Annotated in this window: 16 protein-coding genes and 1 riboswitch; of the genes, 13 read left to right on the forward strand and 3 right to left on the reverse strand. The window is 74.9% G+C overall.

Going from position 1 to position 16,993, the window contains the following annotated elements:
- Nucleotides 1-80: 80 nt before the first annotated feature.
- The gene (locus tag ACWPWW_RS08115) at nt 81-1,343 is read right to left on the reverse strand and encodes an ABC transporter substrate-binding protein (RefSeq protein ID WP_454049809.1); all 1,263 of its coding nucleotides are present in this window, start codon (nt 1,341-1,343) and stop codon (nt 81-83) included.
- A 212-nt stretch (nt 1,344-1,555) separates the two neighbouring features.
- Here ACWPWW_RS08115 and ACWPWW_RS08120 point away from each other — a divergent pair, with 212 nt between their 5' ends.
- From ACWPWW_RS08120 to ACWPWW_RS08130, 3 genes are all read left to right on the forward strand, one after another.
- Nucleotides 1,556-2,329, forward strand: a complete 774-nt coding sequence (locus ACWPWW_RS08120) for an IclR family transcriptional regulator (RefSeq protein ID WP_454049810.1) — start codon at nt 1,556-1,558, stop codon at nt 2,327-2,329.
- Nucleotides 2,330-2,348: 19 nt separating this feature from the next.
- Nucleotides 2,349-2,855 (forward strand): hypothetical protein, encoded by a 507-nt coding sequence (locus ACWPWW_RS08125; RefSeq protein WP_454049811.1) that lies wholly within the window; start codon nt 2,349-2,351, stop codon nt 2,853-2,855.
- A 136-nt stretch (nt 2,856-2,991) separates the two neighbouring features.
- Nucleotides 2,992-4,569 (forward strand): SPFH domain-containing protein, encoded by a 1,578-nt coding sequence (locus tag ACWPWW_RS08130; RefSeq protein ID WP_454049812.1) that lies wholly within the window; start codon nt 2,992-2,994, stop codon nt 4,567-4,569.
- Between the two features lie 107 nt (nt 4,570-4,676).
- Here ACWPWW_RS08130 and ACWPWW_RS08135 read toward each other — a convergent pair whose 3' ends face one another.
- Both ACWPWW_RS08135 and ACWPWW_RS08140 read right to left on the reverse strand, forming a co-directional pair.
- The gene (locus tag ACWPWW_RS08135; protein ID WP_454049813.1) at nt 4,677-4,991 is read right to left on the reverse strand and encodes a DMT family transporter; all 315 of its coding nucleotides are present in this window, start codon (nt 4,989-4,991) and stop codon (nt 4,677-4,679) included.
- A gap of 10 nt (nt 4,992-5,001) precedes the next feature.
- A riboswitch (guanidine-III (ykkC-III) riboswitch) is annotated at nt 5,002-5,068 on the reverse strand.
- Nucleotides 5,069-5,221: 153 nt separating this feature from the next.
- Complete coding sequence (locus ACWPWW_RS08140) at nt 5,222-6,781, reverse strand: PucR family transcriptional regulator (RefSeq protein ID WP_454049814.1); 1,560 nt, start codon at nt 6,779-6,781, stop codon at nt 5,222-5,224.
- A gap of 91 nt (nt 6,782-6,872) precedes the next feature.
- Between ACWPWW_RS08140 and ACWPWW_RS08145 the strand changes: the two genes are divergently transcribed.
- From ACWPWW_RS08145 to ACWPWW_RS08190, 10 genes are all read left to right on the forward strand, one after another.
- Complete coding sequence (locus ACWPWW_RS08145; protein WP_454049815.1) at nt 6,873-7,967, forward strand: DUF917 domain-containing protein; 1,095 nt, start codon at nt 6,873-6,875, stop codon at nt 7,965-7,967.
- Entirely contained in the window at nt 7,960-9,537 is a 1,578-nt protein-coding gene (locus ACWPWW_RS08150; protein ID WP_454049816.1) for a hydantoinase/oxoprolinase N-terminal domain-containing protein, read from the forward strand. Before ACWPWW_RS08145 ends, ACWPWW_RS08150 begins: the two co-directional genes overlap by 8 nt.
- Before the next feature lie 36 nt (nt 9,538-9,573).
- Entirely contained in the window at nt 9,574-11,163 is a 1,590-nt protein-coding gene (locus tag ACWPWW_RS08155; protein WP_454049817.1) for an ABC transporter substrate-binding protein, read from the forward strand.
- 2 nt (nt 11,164-11,165) lie between these two features.
- Complete coding sequence (locus ACWPWW_RS08160) at nt 11,166-12,197, forward strand: ABC transporter permease (protein ID WP_454049818.1); 1,032 nt, start codon at nt 11,166-11,168, stop codon at nt 12,195-12,197.
- Nucleotides 12,194-13,126, forward strand: a complete 933-nt coding sequence (locus tag ACWPWW_RS08165) for an ABC transporter permease (RefSeq protein WP_454049819.1) — start codon at nt 12,194-12,196, stop codon at nt 13,124-13,126. The genes ACWPWW_RS08160 and ACWPWW_RS08165 overlap by 4 nt, the downstream gene beginning before the upstream one ends.
- On the forward strand, nt 13,123-13,941 hold the full coding sequence (locus ACWPWW_RS08170) for an ATP-binding cassette domain-containing protein (RefSeq protein WP_454049820.1): 819 nt from the start codon (nt 13,123-13,125) through the stop codon (nt 13,939-13,941). The genes ACWPWW_RS08165 and ACWPWW_RS08170 overlap by 4 nt, the downstream gene beginning before the upstream one ends.
- Entirely contained in the window at nt 13,934-14,701 is a 768-nt protein-coding gene (locus ACWPWW_RS08175; protein WP_454049821.1) for an ABC transporter ATP-binding protein, read from the forward strand. The genes ACWPWW_RS08170 and ACWPWW_RS08175 overlap by 8 nt, the downstream gene beginning before the upstream one ends.
- Before the next feature lie 84 nt (nt 14,702-14,785).
- Nucleotides 14,786-15,235, forward strand: a complete 450-nt coding sequence (locus ACWPWW_RS08180; protein WP_454049822.1) for a fluoride efflux transporter FluC — start codon at nt 14,786-14,788, stop codon at nt 15,233-15,235.
- Nucleotides 15,235-15,597, forward strand: coding sequence for a fluoride efflux transporter FluC (locus tag ACWPWW_RS08185; RefSeq protein ID WP_454050422.1), 363 nt, complete (start codon nt 15,235-15,237; stop codon nt 15,595-15,597). The genes ACWPWW_RS08180 and ACWPWW_RS08185 overlap by 1 nt, the downstream gene beginning before the upstream one ends.
- A gap of 138 nt (nt 15,598-15,735) precedes the next feature.
- Complete coding sequence (locus ACWPWW_RS08190) at nt 15,736-16,983, forward strand: toxic anion resistance protein (RefSeq protein ID WP_454049823.1); 1,248 nt, start codon at nt 15,736-15,738, stop codon at nt 16,981-16,983.
- Nucleotides 16,984-16,993 lie beyond the last annotated feature (10 nt).

The following is a 16,993-nucleotide window of genomic DNA, read 5'->3' on the forward strand; positions in this document are numbered from 1 at the left end:
CCCTGGGTGGAGTCGGTGGTGCGGTGCGGGGGCGGCGGGCCCGGGGCGAGACGGCGCCCCGGGCCCTGCCGCCGGTCGGGTCAGGAGCCGGCGGGCGCGGCCGGGAACCGGTACGCGGCCTCGGCGAGGTCGTTCGGGAACACCTGCTTGATCGCGGCGTCCTGCACCTGCATCACGGCGATGCCGGCGTTGGTGTTCTGCCCGGTCTCGTCGAACTCGACGGGGCCGGTGGAGACGGTCAGCGGCTGGTAGTCGCTCGCCGCGATCGCGTCGCGGACGGCCGTCGGGTCGGCCGAGCCGGCCTCCTCCAGGGCGCCGGCGATCACCATGACGGCGTCGTAGGTGAGCACCGCCGACGTGCGGATCGGCTCGCCGTAGGTCTCCTCGTACAGCTCGGCCAGCTCGACCGCGTCGGGGTTCGTGACGTCCCAGTGGTAGTTGGCGTCGAAGTAGCCCTCGCCGCCGCCCGGGGCGTCCGTGGTGAACGCCGGCTGGTCGTACGCGCCGTTGGCCACGCCGAACACGGCCTGCAGGTCGGGCTTCACCGTGTCCACCGCCTGGGCGACGAGCAGGCTGTCGCGGTAGTAGCCGGCGACGGCGAGCACGTCGGCGCCCGAGGCGGCGACCTGGCTGATCTGCGTCGTCATGTCGCTGACCGACGCGGCGTCGTAGCTGATCACCGGGTCGACGGTCAGGCCGGCGGCCTCCGCCTCCGCGAGGAAGCCCTCGTAGACCGCGGCGCCGTAGTTGCCCTGCTCGTACAGGAAGGCGACCTTCTCGACCGGCGTGCCGGAGTCCTCGGCCAGGGCCGCGAGGGACTCGGCGCCCCGCTCGCCCATCAGGCTCGCGTTCGGCTGCATGCGGAACGAGTACTGGTAGCCCTGCTCGAGGATCTCGTCGAGCGCGGACACGTCCATCACGAACGGCACCTGGTTGCGCTCGGCCACCGAGGCGACGTTGGCGCTGGTCCCGCTCTGGAACGTGCCGACCAGCGCGACGGCGCCGTCCTCGATCAGGCGGGTGGCCTCGCTCTGCCCGGTCTCGGGCGTGCCCTGCGTGTCGGCGGCCTCGAGCACCAGCTCGGCGCCGCCGAGCGACTCGATGCCGCCCGCCTCGTTGATCGCGTCGACCGCGAGCTGCGCGGCGTTCGACATCTGCTGGCCGTCCGCCGCGTTGGCGCCCGTGAGCGGGTGGAGGGCGCCGATCAGGACCTCGTCCACGGCCTCCCCCGTCGCCGTCTCGCCGCCCCCGGCGGCGCTGACCGCCGAGCCGGAGCAGGCGGCCAGCGTGAGGGCGAGACCGGCGATCCCGGCGCCGGACCAGGCGCGCATCCTGTGGTTCACGTCGACTCCCGAAGACTTGGGTTCCGTTCACCGGAACAGGGTCGCGGCAGTGGGTGGCTGCCGCTCGATGCGATGAACCTAGGCAGGAAGCGGTGCAGGAGGGTTGCGAGCACGTTAACTCTGTGTTGCGCAGGCTCAGGATGCGCGAGGGGCGTTCCGTTCACCGGAACAAGTCGCTACGCTCGGCAGCACCCGATGGAGAGGAACGCGGCGTGGACCTGCAGGATCCCCGGTCGTCGACGACCCAGCGCGTCGCGCACGTGCTGCTCGCACTCGGCGGCGACGACCCCTGGCTGGGCGTGACCGACCTGGCCCGGCGGCTCGACCTCAGCAAGGCGGTGGTGCACCGCATCCTGCAGTCGCTGCTCGACACCGGGCTCGTGCGCTACGACGAGGAAGGCCGACGGTACGCGCTCGGCCCGGCCGCCGTGTCCCTCGGCCGCACCGCGGGACGGCGCACCGAGATCGTCGAGGCCGCCGGACCGCTGCTCGCCCACCTCAGCCAGGTCACCGGCGAGACCACCACCCTCGCCGCGCGCGTGGGACACGGCCGCGTCTACGTCGACCAGGTCGAGTCCACCCAGCACATCCGGATCGCCATCCGCATCGGCGAGCACCAGGCGCTGACCAACGGCGCGAGCGGGCTGAGCATCCTCGCGTACCTGCCCGAGGCCGACGTCGACCTGGCGCTCTCCGTGCCGCTCCCCCGGTTCACCGCGCGCACCGTCGTCGACCCCGACGCGATCCGCGAGCGCCTCGCCGAGATCCGCGCGCGCGGCTGGGCGTCGACGTCGTCCGAGCGCGTCCCGCACTCGAGCAGCATCGCGGCACCCGTGCTCGACGCCGCCGGCGAGGCCGTCGGGTCCCTGTCCGTGGCGTACCTCGACTCCCGGTTCCCGGACGAGGACGTGCCCGAGGTGGCGCGGCTGGTCACCGACGCGGCGCGGCGCGCGGGTGAACGGCTGCAGGCGCTGCACCGGGGCTGAGCCGACGCCGCTACCGTGCGTGCGGACCCCGACGACCGAGCAGGAGCCCGCCGTGCACCACCCCGCCGACGACCGTGACGAGCTGACCTTCCTGCGCCTCGACCCCGAGGCGGCCGGGCGCCCGGCCGGGACGTGGCGTCGCTCGGCCGGCGTGCTCGCCCCCGCGCGCACGACGTGGCGGCAGCGCCCGGTCCGTGCCGGCCGCGGCGCGGGCGTCGCGCTGGAGAGCCGCGAGCACGGCGTCGACCTGTCGCTCTCCCGGGCGGGGTTCCGGTACGTCGCGGTGCCCCTGGTCGACCTGCGCACGTCGTCCTCCCAGCCGTCCGCGCTGCTGCGCGCGCTCGCCGACGACCTCGGGCGGTCCGGCACGCACGATGCGCCGAAGGTCGCCGAGACCCTGCTCGCGCACGCCCGGTTCCTCGACTACGACGACCACGGCCTGCGGGCCTCGCCGCTCGGCGTCCACGCGGGGCGACCGGGCCGGTCGCGGGGCGGCGCCCTCCTGGACCTGCTCGGCTGGTTCTGACCGAGTCCGCGAGCCCACGACCGCGCGGTCGGACCACCCAAACCCCCACCCCACCGCACAGGTCACGCCTAGAGTCGGGGCAGCCCACCCGTCCGACCGGCCGCAGCCGTGCGCGCCGGCCCGCCCGAGGAGTCCCATGGAGCTCGCAGGAACCGCCGTCATCGTCGCCGTGGCCGTCGTCGTGGTGGTGCTCGTCGCGATCGTCGGCGCGATCTACGCCAAGGTCCGGTTCAAGATCGCGACGCCCGACGAGGCGCTGATCATCACCGGCCGCAAGAGCGGCAAGCCCGTCATCAACCCGGAGACCGGCGACGAGACCACCGACCTGTCCGGCCAGCGCGTCGTGATCGGCGGCGGCACGTTCGTCAAGCCGATCTTCGAGCAGGTCGTGCGGCTGTCGCTGGCCTCGCAGAGCTTCTCGGTCGCGGCCGAGGACGCCACGACCAAGAGCGGTGTCGGCGTGACGCTGCGGTCCATCGCCGTGGTCAAGGTCGGGGGCACGGAGCGCATGGTCCGCGCGGCGGCCCAGCGGTTCGCCGGGCGCAGCCAGGAGCAGGTCATCGAGCAGCAGACGTCCGAGGTGCTGGTCGGTGTGCTCCGGACGATCGCGGGCACGCTGACGGTCGAGTCGATCCTGTACGAGCGCCAGGACTTCTCCAAGGAGGTCAAGGACATCGCCGTGCCGATGCTGGCCGAGCGCGGCCTGATCCTGGAGAACTTCGAGATCCAGACCGTCGAGGACTCCGGCGAGTACATCCGGAACCTCGGCCGTCCGCGCGCCGCCGCCGTCGCCCGCGACGCGGAGATCGCCGAGGCGCAGGCCCGTCAGGAGAGCACCGAGCGCTCCAACGAGGCCGCGGTGCAGATCGCCGAGTCGAACAAGGCGCTGTCGCTGCGCAACGCGCAGATCGCGCAGGAGACGGCGACCGCCCAGGCCGAGGCCGAGGCCGCCAAGGAGCGCGCCGAGGCCGAGGCGCAGCAGGAGGTCCTGGTCCAGCAGGAGCAGGTGGCGCTGCGGCGTGCCGCGCTGCGCGAGCAGGAGCTGCAGACCGAGGTCCGCAAGCCGGCCGAGGCCCGCAAGTACGAGGCCGCGCAGGAGGCCGACGCGCGCAAGTACGCGTCCGAGCAGGAGGCCGAGGCTGCGAAGACCACGGCGATCCGCAAGGCCGAGGCCGAGGCGCAGCGGACCACCGCGCAGGCCGAGGCCGAGGCGTCCGCCGCCCGGTCCCGTGCCGAGGCCGCCCTGATCGAGCAGCAGCGTCGCGCCGAGGGTGCGCTCGCGCTCGCCAAGGCCGACGCCGACGGCATCCAGGCCCGCGGCGAGGCCCAGGCCGCCGCCGAGCGCGCCCAGGGCGAGGCCCGCGCCGCCGCCATCAAGGCCGAGTCGGACGCCTACCAGGCGTTCCCCGAGTCGGCGCGGCTGCAGATGGTGCTCGACGCGCTGCCGAAGGTCGCCCAGCCGTACGCCGACGCGCTCGGCAGCATCGACGGCATCACGATCATCGACAAGGACGGTGCCGGGCGGCTGCCCGGGCAGGTGTCGACCGGCATCCAGGAGCTGACGACGATGCTCAAGGCGCAGACCGGCGTCGACCTGCTCGAGCTGCTCCGCGGCGTCGGCGGGAACGCCCCGGCGGCGCGCGGGGGGCACGACGTGCCCACCCCGAGCCACGCACCGGCGGCCGTCGACTCCACCGACGGCCGCACGAGCTGAGCTCCCGGCCCCCAGCCGACCGCCGAGACTGCAGCAGGTGCGGGGTTCCCGGGTCGGGAACCCCGCAACCGCTGCAGTCTCGGCGCCGTCAACCGGGCGGCTCGCGGTCAGTGCAGGGCCTTGAGCCCCACGACCCCGCCGACGATCATCGCGAGGAACACGATCTTGAGCAGCGAGACCGGCTCGGTGCCGGTGACCATCGCGTAGACGACGGTCAGCACCGCGCCGATCCCGACCCACACCGCGTAGGCGGTGCCGACGGGTAGGTCACGCATCGCGTAGGCGAGACCGCCCATGCTCGCGACCAGCGCGACGCCGAACACGATGGTCGGCCCGAGGCGGTGGAACCCCTCGGACTTGCCGAGGGCGGTGGCCCACACGGCCTCGAGGACACCGGAGAGGACGAGGACGATCCAGGACATGACGGACTCCCACGGGCCGTCTTGTCGCGCACCGGGTACGGCACCCCTCGTCCGGGAGCCCGGCTGCCGGGCTCGACGTCCAGGCTCTCACCGGGCGGCGGCGGGGGCAACGCCCGGCCGTGGTGACCTCGGGCACCACCGCCGGCGGTCAGCTGCGACGGCCGGCGGCCGCGGCCCGGCGGCCGATGAGCTCGGCCGCACCCGCACCGGTGGCCGCTCCCGGGAGGCGGTCAGCCCTGGGGCGTCCCGGCGACGTCCAGCAGCCCGCGCATCCGGCACGCCAGGTGCAGGCCGAGGCGCGCCTCGGGGTCCCGCAGGTCCACGCCCAGCACCTCGGTGAGCCGCTGGACCCGGTAGGTCACCGCGTTCGGGTGCAGGTGCAGCGCGGCGCCGGCGTGCTTCGGCGAGCACTGGTGGTCCAGGTACGCGGTGAGGGTCCGGACGGCGGTGGCGGCGCGCGCCGGGCCGAGGGCGTCCACGGGGGCGAGCAGCTCGTCCATCACGCGGCGGCTGAGCGGGGAGGCGTGCAGGTCGGCCAGCACGCGCCGCAGCCCGGTGGTGTCGATGACCGTGAGCACGCCGGGGCGGCCCGTGCGCAGCGCGAGCTCGGCGGCGGAGCGGGCCTCGACCGAGGACTGCCGGATCCCGCCGAGGCCGCGCTGGTCCGTCCCCATGCCGACGTGCACCACGGCGTGCTCGTCGGCGACGAGGCGCGCGACCGCCGCCTCGACGTCGGCCCGGGCGGCACGGACCAGCACCCGGCCGTCGCCGCCGTCGTCGTCGCTGGCGAGGAGCAGCAGGCTGCCGCCGACCCGGACCACGTGCCACCAGGTGTCGGAGGGGTGCATCAGCTCGAGGCAGATCATCTCGGCGCTGGACAGCAGCCGGCGGCGCTCGGCGATGGGCGGGTCGCCCTCCCCGTCGTGCCGGGGGCGCAGGTCGAGCCAGAACGCGACGTGCGTGCTGTCGACGGGCAGGCCGATGCTGCGGGCCTGCTCCGTCAGCCCGACGAGGTGCGTGGGCTCGGCGACCACGATCTGCGCCAGCAGCTCGGCGCGGGTCTGCGACGGCGCGAACCGCCGCTCGAGCGTGCGCCGCACCAGCCGGCCGACCGCCGCGGCCACGGACGGGAGGACCAGGTCGGCCGCCCGGTCGGCGCCGACGCACCGCAGGGTGCCGACCACCCGGTCGCCGACCAGGACCGCGCCGGGGTCGGCGGGCCCCGTGTCGCCCGGCCGGGTCGCGGGGCCGTCGTGCAGCTCGACCGCGCGGCCGAGCGCGTCCCCGACGGCCGACAGCAGCGCGCCCACCCCGCCGTCGTCGTCGGCCGACCCGTCGTCGCCCGCCTGCACGCGCGCCAGCACGTCGAGCACGGCCTCCGCGCGCGCGACCGTGTCCGAGGTGCCGCCCCGCACCGTGCGGTTCAGCCAGACGATCAGCCCGTTGACGTCCGCGGTGCCGGGCACGGCCAGCAGGGGCAGCCCGGCGCGCTCCGCGATCCGCGCCGCCGTCACGGGCACCCGCTCCGCGCCGACCAGGACCAGTCCGGCGTGCGCGCGCTGGGCCGAGCGCCGGACGGCGACGTCGAGCTCGTACGGCTCGATGTGGCTCAGGGCGCTCGCCATCAGCACCACGAGCGCGCCGGGCCCGGGTCCGGCGACGGACGCCAGGTCGCCGACGGTCGCCACCTCGCGGACCTCGGGCGCGCCGTCCCCACCGCCACCGCCACCACCGAGCACCCGCAGCCCGTGATGTGCGCCACGCGCCACCAGCTCCTCCACCGTCGTCACGGGTCGAATTGTGTCCTGATCACAAGTTCCGCTCAAGACCTGTGATGAGACGACATTGAGGTGCTCAGGGCGCCATCGCAGACTTCGATCCGTGAGCGTGTTCTCCCCCATCCAGACCATCGACGCGGAGTCGGTCGGCGCCCTCGGGCGCGGCTGCGCCGTGCTCAGCACCGGCGGAGGCGGCGGCGTCGAGACCGGCCTGCTGGCCGCCGGCCACGCCCTCGAGCAGCACGGCCCCGTCGAGGTGGTCCAGCTCGGCGACGTCGCCCCGGACGCCCTCGTCGTCCCGCTGTCGGGCATCGGCGCCCCCACCGTGTCGGCCGAGATGATCCCCGACGCGGACGACGTGCTGCGCCTGCGGGACGCCGTCGAGGAGCTGACCGGCCGCGAGGTCGCCGCCGTGATGTCCTCCGAGATCGGCGGCTCCAACGGCGTGCAGCCGGTCGCCTGGGCCGCACGCCTCGGCGTGCCGCTGGTGGACGCCGACGGCATGGGCCGCGCGTTCCCCGAGGTCCAGATGATCTCGATGTACGTCGCGGGCCTGCCCGTGAACTCGATCGTGCTCGCCGACACCCTCGGCAACGTCACGACGATGAAGCCGGTCGACGGCCTCTGGGCGGAGCGGCTGGCCCGCGCGGTCGCCGTCGCAGCCGGCTCGCACGCCCTGATGGCCGACTACCTGCTGGACGGCGCGCAGCTCGACGGCGCCGTGATCCCCGGGACCGTGAGCCAGGCGGTCCGCCTGGGCCACGCCACCGAGGGCGCCGAGGACCCGCTGGCCGCCCTGGTGGAGGCGCTGGGCGCCCGGGTGCTGGTCACCGGCAAGATCATCGACATCGAGCGCCGCACCGGCGGCGGGTTCGTCCGGGGCTCCGTCGTGATCGACGGCCTCGGCGACGACCGCGGCCGCCTGGTCCGTGTCGAGATCCAGAACGAGAACCTCGTCGTCCTGGACGAGGGCACCCTGCTCGCCTCCGTGCCGGACCTGATCACGGTCGTCGACACCGCGAGCGCCCGCGCCATCCAGACCGAGAACCTGCGCTACGGCCAGCGCGTCAGCGTCCTGGCCTGGGCGTGCCACCCGCTGTGGCGGTCGGAGCGCGGGCTCGAGGTCGTGGGCCCGCGGGCCTTCGGCTACGACCTGGACTACGTCCCCGTCGAGGAGATCGGAGCCGTCCGTGGCTGACCTGCGGCAGCGCCCCCTGCGCATCGGCATCGACGTCGGCGGCACCAACACCGACGCCGTCGTGCTCGACGAGCACGGCACCGTCCTCGCCTGGACCAAGCAGGCGACCACCCGCGACGTGACGTCCGGCCTGCAGGCCGCGGTCGGCGCGGTGCTCGAGCAGATCGGCGGGGACCGCGAGCGCGTCGGCCGCGTCATGCTCGGCACGACGCACGCGACCAACGCGATCCTGGAGCGCCGCGGCCTCGGCCGGGTCGGCGTGATCCGGATCGGCGCCCCGGCGACGACGGCCGTGCCGCCGTTGCACGCCTGGCCGAAGGAGCTGCGCGACGCCGCCCTGGTGGACGCCGTCGTGGTCCGCGGCGGGCACCTGATCGACGGCTACCCGATCGCGCCGCTCGACACCGAGGCGATCCGCGCATTCGTCCGGAAGCACCGCGAGGCCGCCGACGCGTTCGCCGTCACCGGCGTGTTCAGCCCGGCGTTCCGGGACCAGGAGCTCGAGGTCGCGCAGATCGTCGCGGCCGAGGCCGGCGCGGACGTGCCGGTGTCGCTCAGCCACGAGATCGGCTCGCTCGGCCTGGTCGAGCGGGAGAACGCGACCGCGCTGAACGCCGCGCTGTACGGCGTGGCCCGGGACGTGACCGACGCCCTCGACCACGTGGTCCGCGCGCACGGCCTGGACGTCGTGACGTACTTCGCGCAGAACGACGGCACCCTGATGGCGCCCGACTACGCCGCCCGGTACCCCGTGCTCACCATCGGCTCCGGCCCGGCCAACTCGCTGCGCGGCGCCGCGTACCTGTCCCGCGTGCAGGACGCCGTGGTGATCGACGTCGGCGGCACGTCAAGCGACCTCGGCGTCCTGCTGAAGGGCTTCCCCCGCGAGTCGGCGCTGGCCGTGGACATCGGCGGCGTGCGGACGAACTTCCGGATGCCCGACATCCTCGGCATCGCGGTCGGCGGCGGCACCCGCGTGCGCGGCACCGCCGACGAGGTGCGGATCGGCCCGGACTCCGTCGGCTACGCGCTGCCGCAGCACGGGCTGGCGTTCGGGGGTGGCACCCCCACGCTGACGGACGGCGGCCTGGTGGCCGGGCGGACCACGATCGACATCGCGGACGCCGCGCGCGTCGGCGACGACGACCGCGCGCTGCTCGCCGCCGGCCTGGCCGCCGCGGACGAGGCGATCGCCGAGGCCGTGGACATGGTGACCATGGGCCGCTCCGAGCAGCCGCTGGTGGCGGTCGGCGGCGGCGCGTTCCTGGTCCCGGACGACGTGCCCGGCGTGGCGGCGGTGCTCCGCCCGGAGTTCGGCCAGGTCGCGAACGCGGTCGGTGCCGCCATCGCGCTCGCGTCCGGCCGCTGGGAGGCGATCGTCCCCGCCGGCGCCGGCCGCACCGAGGCGCTCGACGAGGCCAAGTCCGTCGCGTGCCGCCGGGCGATCCAGGCCGGTGCCGACCCCGAGCACGTCGAGGTGGTCGAGCTGACCGAGGTCCCGCTGTCCTACCTCCCCGAGCCCGCGGTCCGCGTCCAGGTCAAGGCCGCCGGCCCGCTCGGCCAGCTCTAGCCCCCTCCCCTCCCCCGAAGAACGGAGCACCCTCCCGTGCGACGCATCCTGACCGCCACCGGCGCGGTCGCCGTCCTCGCCCTGGTCGCCGCGTGCGGCGGCGGGCAGACCCGCGGCGGCGGCGAGACCGCCGCGGCCTCGGCCTCCGACGACACGTTCACGTTCGTCACCAACACCGAGATCGTCACCGAGTGGGACCCCGCGCTGTCCTACTCCAACGAGATCCGGTCGATGGAGAACGTCTACGAGTCGCTGACCCGCTACGACGCCGCGACCGAGACCGTCGAGCCCCTGCTCGCCACGGACTGGACCTCCTCCGAGGACGGCACCACCTGGACGTTCACGCTGCGCGACGACGTCACCTTCCACACCGGCCGCGCGCTCGACGCGACCGCCGCGAAGCAGGCGATCGACCGCACGATCGAGAAGGCCGGCGGCGCCGCGTACATCTGGGACGCGGTGGACTCCGTCGAGGCGTCGGACGCGACCACGCTGGTGTTCCACCTGGCCTACGCCGCGCCGATCGACCTGATCGCGTCCTCCGCGTACGCCGCGTACATCTACGACACCGAGGCGGCGGGCGACGACCCCGCCGCGCTCGACGCGTGGTTCGCCGAGGGCAACGACGCCGGCACCGGCCCGTACACCGTCGGCGAGTGGGCCAGCGGCCAGGAGTACGAGCTCACGCTGACGGCCGACGACGACTACTGGGGCGGCTGGGAGGACGGGCAGTACACGACGGTCGAGTACCGCGTGACCCCGCAGACCACCACCGCGTGGCAGCTGCTGCAGAACGGCGAGGTCGACTTCGTCGAGACGCTGAACCCGGAGATCTTCGCCCAGGCGGAGTCGACCGACGGCGTCGCCACCTCGGAGACCGGCTCGTTCCAGAACCTGCTGGCCCTCTACAACACCGCCGACGGCCCGATGGCCGACGTGCGGGTGCGCCAGGCCGTGCAGCTCGCCACCGACACCGCCGGCCTGGTCGACGCGCTGGACGGCGCGGGCGTGGCGGCCCAGGGCGTCGTCCCGGACGGTCTGATCGGGTCCGGCGCGGGCATCAGCACGGAGCAGGACCTCGACGCGGCGCGCGACCTGCTCACCGAGGCCGGGTACGGCGACGGCGACCCGCTGACGCTGACCCTGACCTACGCGCAGGGCGACGACAACCAGCAGCTCTACGTCACGCTGCTGACCTCGGCCCTCGCCGAGATCGGCGTCACCCTCGACGCGCAGCCGCTGCAGTGGAACGCGCAGTGGGACCAGGCGCGGACCGGCGACCGCCAGGACGTCTTCGTCATGTACTGGTACCCGGACTACGCCGACGCGTACTCGTGGTTCGTCAACGTGTTCCGCTCCTCCGCCGAGCCGTACTTCAACCTGTCCTACCTGGCCGACCCCGAGGTCGACGCGATGATCGACGCGCTCCCCTCGCTCACCGCCACGGACACCGACGCCGCGCAGGCCGCCTACGAGCAGCTGCAGCAGCGCATCGAGGTCGAGGACGCCGCCGTCACCACGCTGTGGACCGACACCTACCAGCGCGCGTTCCGCGACGACGTGCAGGGCTACACCGACAACCCGGCGTACCCGAACGTCGTCTTCGTGCACGAGCTGAGCCACTGACCGTGACGGCCCGTCACCTGGTGCGCCGCCTGGCGCAGTCCGCCGTCGTCGTGCTCGGCGTGGTGGTCGTGAGCTTCCTCGTCGCGCGGGCGGTCCCGGGTGACGCGGCCGTCTCGGCGACCGGCGCGCGGGCCAGCGCGTCGGAGCTCGCCGCCGCCCGGGAGCGGCTGGGCCTGGACCAGCCGCTCCCGGTGCAGCTGTTCCGCTACCTCGGCGACCTGGTCCGCGGCGACCTCGGCACCAGCCTGCACACCCGGCAGCCGGTCGCGTCCGACCTCGGGTCGGCGCTGCCGGCGTCGCTGGAGCTGGTCGGCGCCGCGATGCTGCTGGCCGTGCTGCTCGGGATCCCGCTCGGCGTCCTCGCCGCGCGGTACCGCGGTGGCAGCCGGGCCGGCGGGGTCGACGTGTCGGTCCGCGTCGGCTCGGTGCTCGCCGTGTCCGCACCGGTGTTCCTGCTGGCGCTCGTGCTGCAGCTCGTGTTCGCGACCCGGCTCGGCTGGTTCCCGACGGCGGGCGAGTACACGCGCTCGCTGGACACCACCAGCCCGCTGAGCGTCTGGACCGACATCACCGTCGTCGACGCCCTCATCACCGGGAACTGGGCGATGCTCGGCAGCGTGCTGCACCACCTGGTGCTGCCGGCGCTGGCGCTCGCGGCCTACCCGACCGGCGTCATCGCGCAGATGACCCGCGCCGCGCTGCTCGAGGAGGCCGCGCAGGACCACGCGCGCATGGAGCGGGCGCTCGGCTTCGGCCGGCTCGCCGTGCTGGTCCGGTTCTCGCTGCGGGCCGCGTCGGCCCCCGTGCTGCAGCTGATCGCGCTGGTGTTCGCCTACGCGCTGGTCAACAGCTTCCTGGTCGAGTCCATCTTCAACTGGCCCGGCCTCGGCTCGTACACGGCGACCGCCATCTCCTCGGTCGACACCCCCGCCATCGCGGGCGTCACGCTCACCGTGGCCCTGGTCTACGTGGTCCTCAACCTCGCCGTCGACCTCGCGCAGACGGCGCTCGACCCCCGGGTGCGTGTCGCATGAGCCTGCACCCCGCCCCCGTCGTCGAGACCGCTCCGTCCCCGGCCACGCCCGCGTCGCGGGTGCCCGGCTCCGGCGCCCTCGCCACCCGCCTGGGCCGCCTCGTCGGCCGCGACCGGCTCGCCGCCGCGAGCGCCGTCGTGCTGGTGGTCGTCGTGCTGCTGGCCGTGCTGGCCCCGTGGGTCGCGCCGTTCCCCGGCGACGGCACCACGGCCACGCACCCCGCCGACCGGCTGCTCGCGCCCGGTGCCACGCACTGGTTCGGCACCGACCAGGTGGGCCGCGACGTGCTCAGCCGCGTGCTCTACGGCGCGCGCACCTCGCTCGGCATCGCCGCGGCGGTGCTCGCGATCTCGGCGGTGGTCGGCGTGACCCTCGGCGTCGTCGCGGGCTTCGCCGGCGGCTGGCTGCGCGACGTCATCATGCGGGTGACCGACGTGTTCCTCGCGTTCCCCGCCCTGCTGCTGTCGCTCGCGCTCGCCGCGATCCTGCGCCCGAGCGTGCCGACCACGATCATCGCCATCGCCGCCACCTGGTGGCCCTGGTACGCCCGGCTGGCGGCGTCGGTGGCGCAGTCCGTGCGCACCCGGCCCTACGTCGACGCGGCCCGTTGCCTCGGCGTCCACCCGGTGCGGATCGTCTGGCGGCACGTGCTGCCCAACTCGCTGACCCCCGTGCTGGTGCAGCTGTCGCTGGACGCCGGCGGCATCATCCTGACCGCCGCCTCGCTGTCCTACCTGGGCCTCGGCGCGACCGAGCCGACCAGCGAGTGGGGGCTCATGGTGCAGTCCGGCCAGTCGCTGTTCACGACGCACTGGTGGGTGGCGGCGTTCCCCGGCCTGGCGATCCTCGTGACCGCGTTCTGCTTCAACATGCTCGGCGAGGGCCTGCGCGACGCGCTCGACCCGCGCTCGGACGGAGGCCGCCCGTGACCGCCGCAACCGCTCCCGTGGTCAGCGTCCGGGACCTCGTCGTGCGCTACGGCGACCGCGTCGTGTCGGCCGTGCCCGCGCTCGACGTGCACCCCGGCCAGTGCGTCGCCGTCGTCGGTGAGTCGGGCTCCGGCAAGTCGACCCTCCTGCTCGCCGCGCTGGGGCTGCTGTCCGGGACCGCCGCCCGCGTCGACGGGTCGGTCCTCGTCGGCGGCACCGACGTCCTCCGGGCCTCCGAGCGCGTGCTGCGCGACCTGCGCGGCTCCGCGATCTCCCTGGTGCTGCAGAGCCCGCAGGGCTCGCTCAACCCCACGATGCGGCTCGGCCGGCTGCTCCGGCACGCCCTGCGCCGGCACGGCATCCGGGGCGCCGAGGCCGCGCGCCGCACCACCGAGGCGCTCGAGGCCGTCCGGCTCCCCGCCGACATCGTGGACCGGTACCCGCACGAGGTGTCCGGCGGCCAGGCGCAGCGGTTCGCGATCGCCACCGCCGTGGCCCTCGGCGCGCCCGTCATCGCGGCCGACGAGCCGACCAGCGCCCTCGACGTCACCGTCCAGGCCGAGATCATGGCCGTGCTCGACCGGCTGCGCCGGGAGCAGGGCACCGCCGTGCTGCTCGTCTCCCACGACCTCGCGCTGGTCTCGACCGTCGCCGACCACGTCGTCGTCATGCAGGACGGCGCCGTGGTGGACGCCGGCGACGTCGACCACGTCCTGCACCGGTCGACCGTGCCCTACACCCGCGCGCTGCTGGACGCCGTGCCCCGGCTCGGCCACGCCCGCCCCACCCCCGCAGACGAGGCCGCCGATGTCTGAGCACCCCCTGATCGAGCTCGCCGGCGCCGACCTGGCGTACGGGAGGCGCACCGTCGTGCACGGCCTCGACCTCGCCGTGGCCCCCGGCGCGTCCGTCGCCCTGATCGGCGAGAGCGGCTCCGGCAAGTCCACCGCCGCCCGCGCCGCGCTGGGCCTCCTGACGCCCGTCGCCGGCGAGGTCCGGTACCGGGGCACCCCGCTGGGCCGGCTCGACGCCGCCGGGCGGCGGGACTACCGCGCCGCCGTGCAGCCCGTGTTCCAGGACGGCCCCGAGACGCTCGACCCGCGGCAGCGCGTCGGGTCGGCCGTCGCCGAGGGCCTGGGGGTGCCCCGCGCAGAGCGGGCGCGCGCCGTCGCCGGCCTGCTGGCCGACGTCGGCCTCGACCCTGCCCTCGCCGCCCGCCGGCCGCACGAGCTCTCCGGCGGGCAGCGGCAGCGCGTCGGCATCGCCCGCGCCCTGGCCGCCGAGCCCCGGCTGCTCGTGCTCGACGAGCCCACCTCGGCGCTCGACGTCACCGTGCAGGCCCGGATCCTCGACCTGCTCGAGCGGCTCCGGGCCGAGCGGGGGCTCGCCCTGCTGCTCATCACGCACAACCTCGCGGTCGTGGACCGGCTGTGCGACGACGCCGTCGTCCTGGAGGCGGGGCGGGTCGTCGAGCGCGGGCCGGCGCGCCAGGTGCTCGAGGCGCCGGCCCACCCGTACACGGCGCGGCTGCGGGCCGCGGTGCCGGAGCTCGGGGGGACGCTGCCCGCGGCCTGACGACCGTGCCGGCGCGCTCGCTACCCTGAGGGCCGCGACGAAACCGCCGATCCCGGTGGACGCGCGGCGAGAGGCGGTGGTCGGATGGCGGGCGCGACGCGGCCGGCGCACCCGTCCCCCGCGTCGCTCGGCCTGGTGATGCTCGGTGGCGCCGCAGGAGCCGCGAGCCGCTACGGCCTGACGCTCGCGGTCGGCGCGTCCGCGTGGCCGTGGGCGACGTGGCTGGTGAACCTGAGCGGGGCGTACCTGCTGGCCCTGCTGACCGGGGTCCTCACCGCGCGCGGCGCGGACGCCGGGCGCCGGGCGGCGATCCGCCTCCTGCTGGGGACCGGCTTCCTCGGTGCGTACACGACGTACAGCGCCCTGGCCGTCGACACCGAGCGGCTCGCGGCGGAGGGCCGGTGGGCCGCGGCGGTCGCCTACGCCCTGTCGACGGTGCTGCTGGGCCTCGCGGCGTCGTTCGCGGGGCTGCGGACGGCCGCTGCGCTCGCCGACCGGAGCCGTGCCCGCGCGGGGCAGGGGGTCGCCTCGTGATGGTGGTGGCAGTCGCCCTGATGGGCGGGCTCGGCGCCGTGACCCGGTACCTGGTGGACGGCATGCTGCGCGCCCGGTCCCGCACCGCGGTGCCCCTCGGCACGATGGTGGTCAACCTGTCCGGGGCCTTCGCGCTCGGGGTGATCACCGGGCTCGTCGCCCACGGTGCCGCCGCGGCGCTGGCGACGGTCGCCGGCACCGGGTTCCTGGGCGGCTACACGACGTTCAGCACGACGTCCCTGGAGACGGCGCGGCTGCTGGAGGACCGCCGCTGGCTCGCGGCGTTCGTCAACGCGGCGGGGATGCTGGTGGCGGCCGTCGCGCTGGCGGCCGCCGGCTTCGCCCTGGGCCACGCGCTCTAGCCGACCGCGCAGACGGGTGGCCCTCGACGAGCCGCGGGATCTTTTCCGCCGGATGCCCCGTTGAGCACGATATCCACCCATACGCTGGGCACCAGGCGCTCGACCGTCCTCCGGTCGACCACGAGGAAGAGGACGCGCATGACCCAGGACCCGTCGGCCGCGCAGGGTGTCGCCCCGCTCGCACCCCCCGCCCCGCTGGCCGCGCCGGTCACGCTCACGGCGCCGGACCCGGTCGCCCCGGTCGCCGCCACCGCCGCGCCGAAGCTCGCGCCGGCCGTGGACCCCGCGCTGCTGCCCGGCCTGGACGCCAAGGTCGACGGCTACCTGACCAGCCTGGTCGCCGCCCCGGCGGCGTCGCCCGCGTTCGCGGCGCAGGCGGCCGACGTGCGCACGATGGGCGACGCGGAGATCCGGCACGCCGCGAACTCCTCCAACCGCCTGCTGCAGACGCCGGTCCGGGCGATCACGGAGGGCGGGCTCGCCTCCGGCTCCAAGGTCGGGAACACGCTGCTCGACCTGCGGCGCACCGTCGAGGACCTGGACCCGTCGGGCCTCAAGGGCGCGCGCAAGCTGCTCGGGTTCATCCCGCTGGGCGACAAGGCGGTCGACTACTTCCGCAAGTACCAGTCGGCGGAGCAGCACCTGAACGCGATCCTGCACGCGCTGCGGGACGGCCAGGACGAGCTCCGCAAGGACAACCAGGCGCTGAACATGGAGAAGGCCGAGCTGTGGGCCACCATGGGCAAGCTCAACCAGTACGTGTACGTGGCCGAGCGGCTCGACGCGCGGCTGTCCGCGCAGATCGCCGACCTCGAGGCGACCGACCCCGAGCGCGCCCGCGCGCTGCGGGACGACGTGCTGTTCTACGTCCGCCAGAAGCACCAGGACCTGCTGACCCAGCTGGCGGTGTCGATCCAGGGCTACCTGTCGATCGACATCCTGCTGCGGTCGAACCTCGAGCTGATCAAGGGCGTCGACCGCTCGGCCACCACGACGGTCGACGCGCTGCGGACGGCCGTGATCGTGTCGCAGGCGCTGTCCAACCAGCAGCTCGTGCTGAACCAGATCACCGCGCTGAACAGCACCACCTCAGGGCTGATCGAGCGCACGTCGCAGATGCTGCGGGACAACGCCGGCCGCATCCAGGAGCAGGCGGCGTCCGCGACGATCGGGCTGCCGCAGCTGCAGGCGGCGTTCACGAACATCTACGCGACGCTCGACTCGATCGACACGTTCAAGGCGCAGGCGCTCGACTCGATGGCGGCGACCGTCGGCACGCTGCAGACCGAGGTCGACAAGGCGCAGGGCTACCTGGCGCGGGTGCAGCAGCACGACGAGCGCGCGGCGGCGGGCGGGGTCCTCGACCTCGGTCAGTCCGGCCGGTGACCGCACGGGG

This window comes from Cellulomonas sp. Marseille-Q8402 (genome assembly GCF_965119525.1).

Bases quoted from the DNA above. Each gene is read 5' to 3' on its own strand.
- ACWPWW_RS08165 (WP_454049819.1), top strand. From the start codon at position 12,194: ATGAGCCTGCACCCCGCCCCCGTCGTCGAGACCGCTCCGTCCCCGGCC.
- ACWPWW_RS08135 (WP_454049813.1), bottom strand. From the start codon at position 4,991: ATGTCCTGGATCGTCCTCGTCCTCTCCGGTGTCCTCGAGGCCGTGTGG.
- ACWPWW_RS08180 (WP_454049822.1), top strand. From the start codon at position 14,786: ATGGCGGGCGCGACGCGGCCGGCGCACCCGTCCCCCGCGTCGCTCGGC.
- ACWPWW_RS08185 (WP_454050422.1), top strand. From the start codon at position 15,235: ATGGTGGTGGCAGTCGCCCTGATGGGCGGGCTCGGCGCCGTGACCCGG.
- ACWPWW_RS08175 (WP_454049821.1), top strand. From the start codon at position 13,934: ATGTCTGAGCACCCCCTGATCGAGCTCGCCGGCGCCGACCTGGCGTAC.
- ACWPWW_RS08130 (WP_454049812.1), top strand. From the start codon at position 2,992: ATGGAGCTCGCAGGAACCGCCGTCATCGTCGCCGTGGCCGTCGTCGTG.
- ACWPWW_RS08190 (WP_454049823.1), top strand. From the start codon at position 15,736: ATGACCCAGGACCCGTCGGCCGCGCAGGGTGTCGCCCCGCTCGCACCC.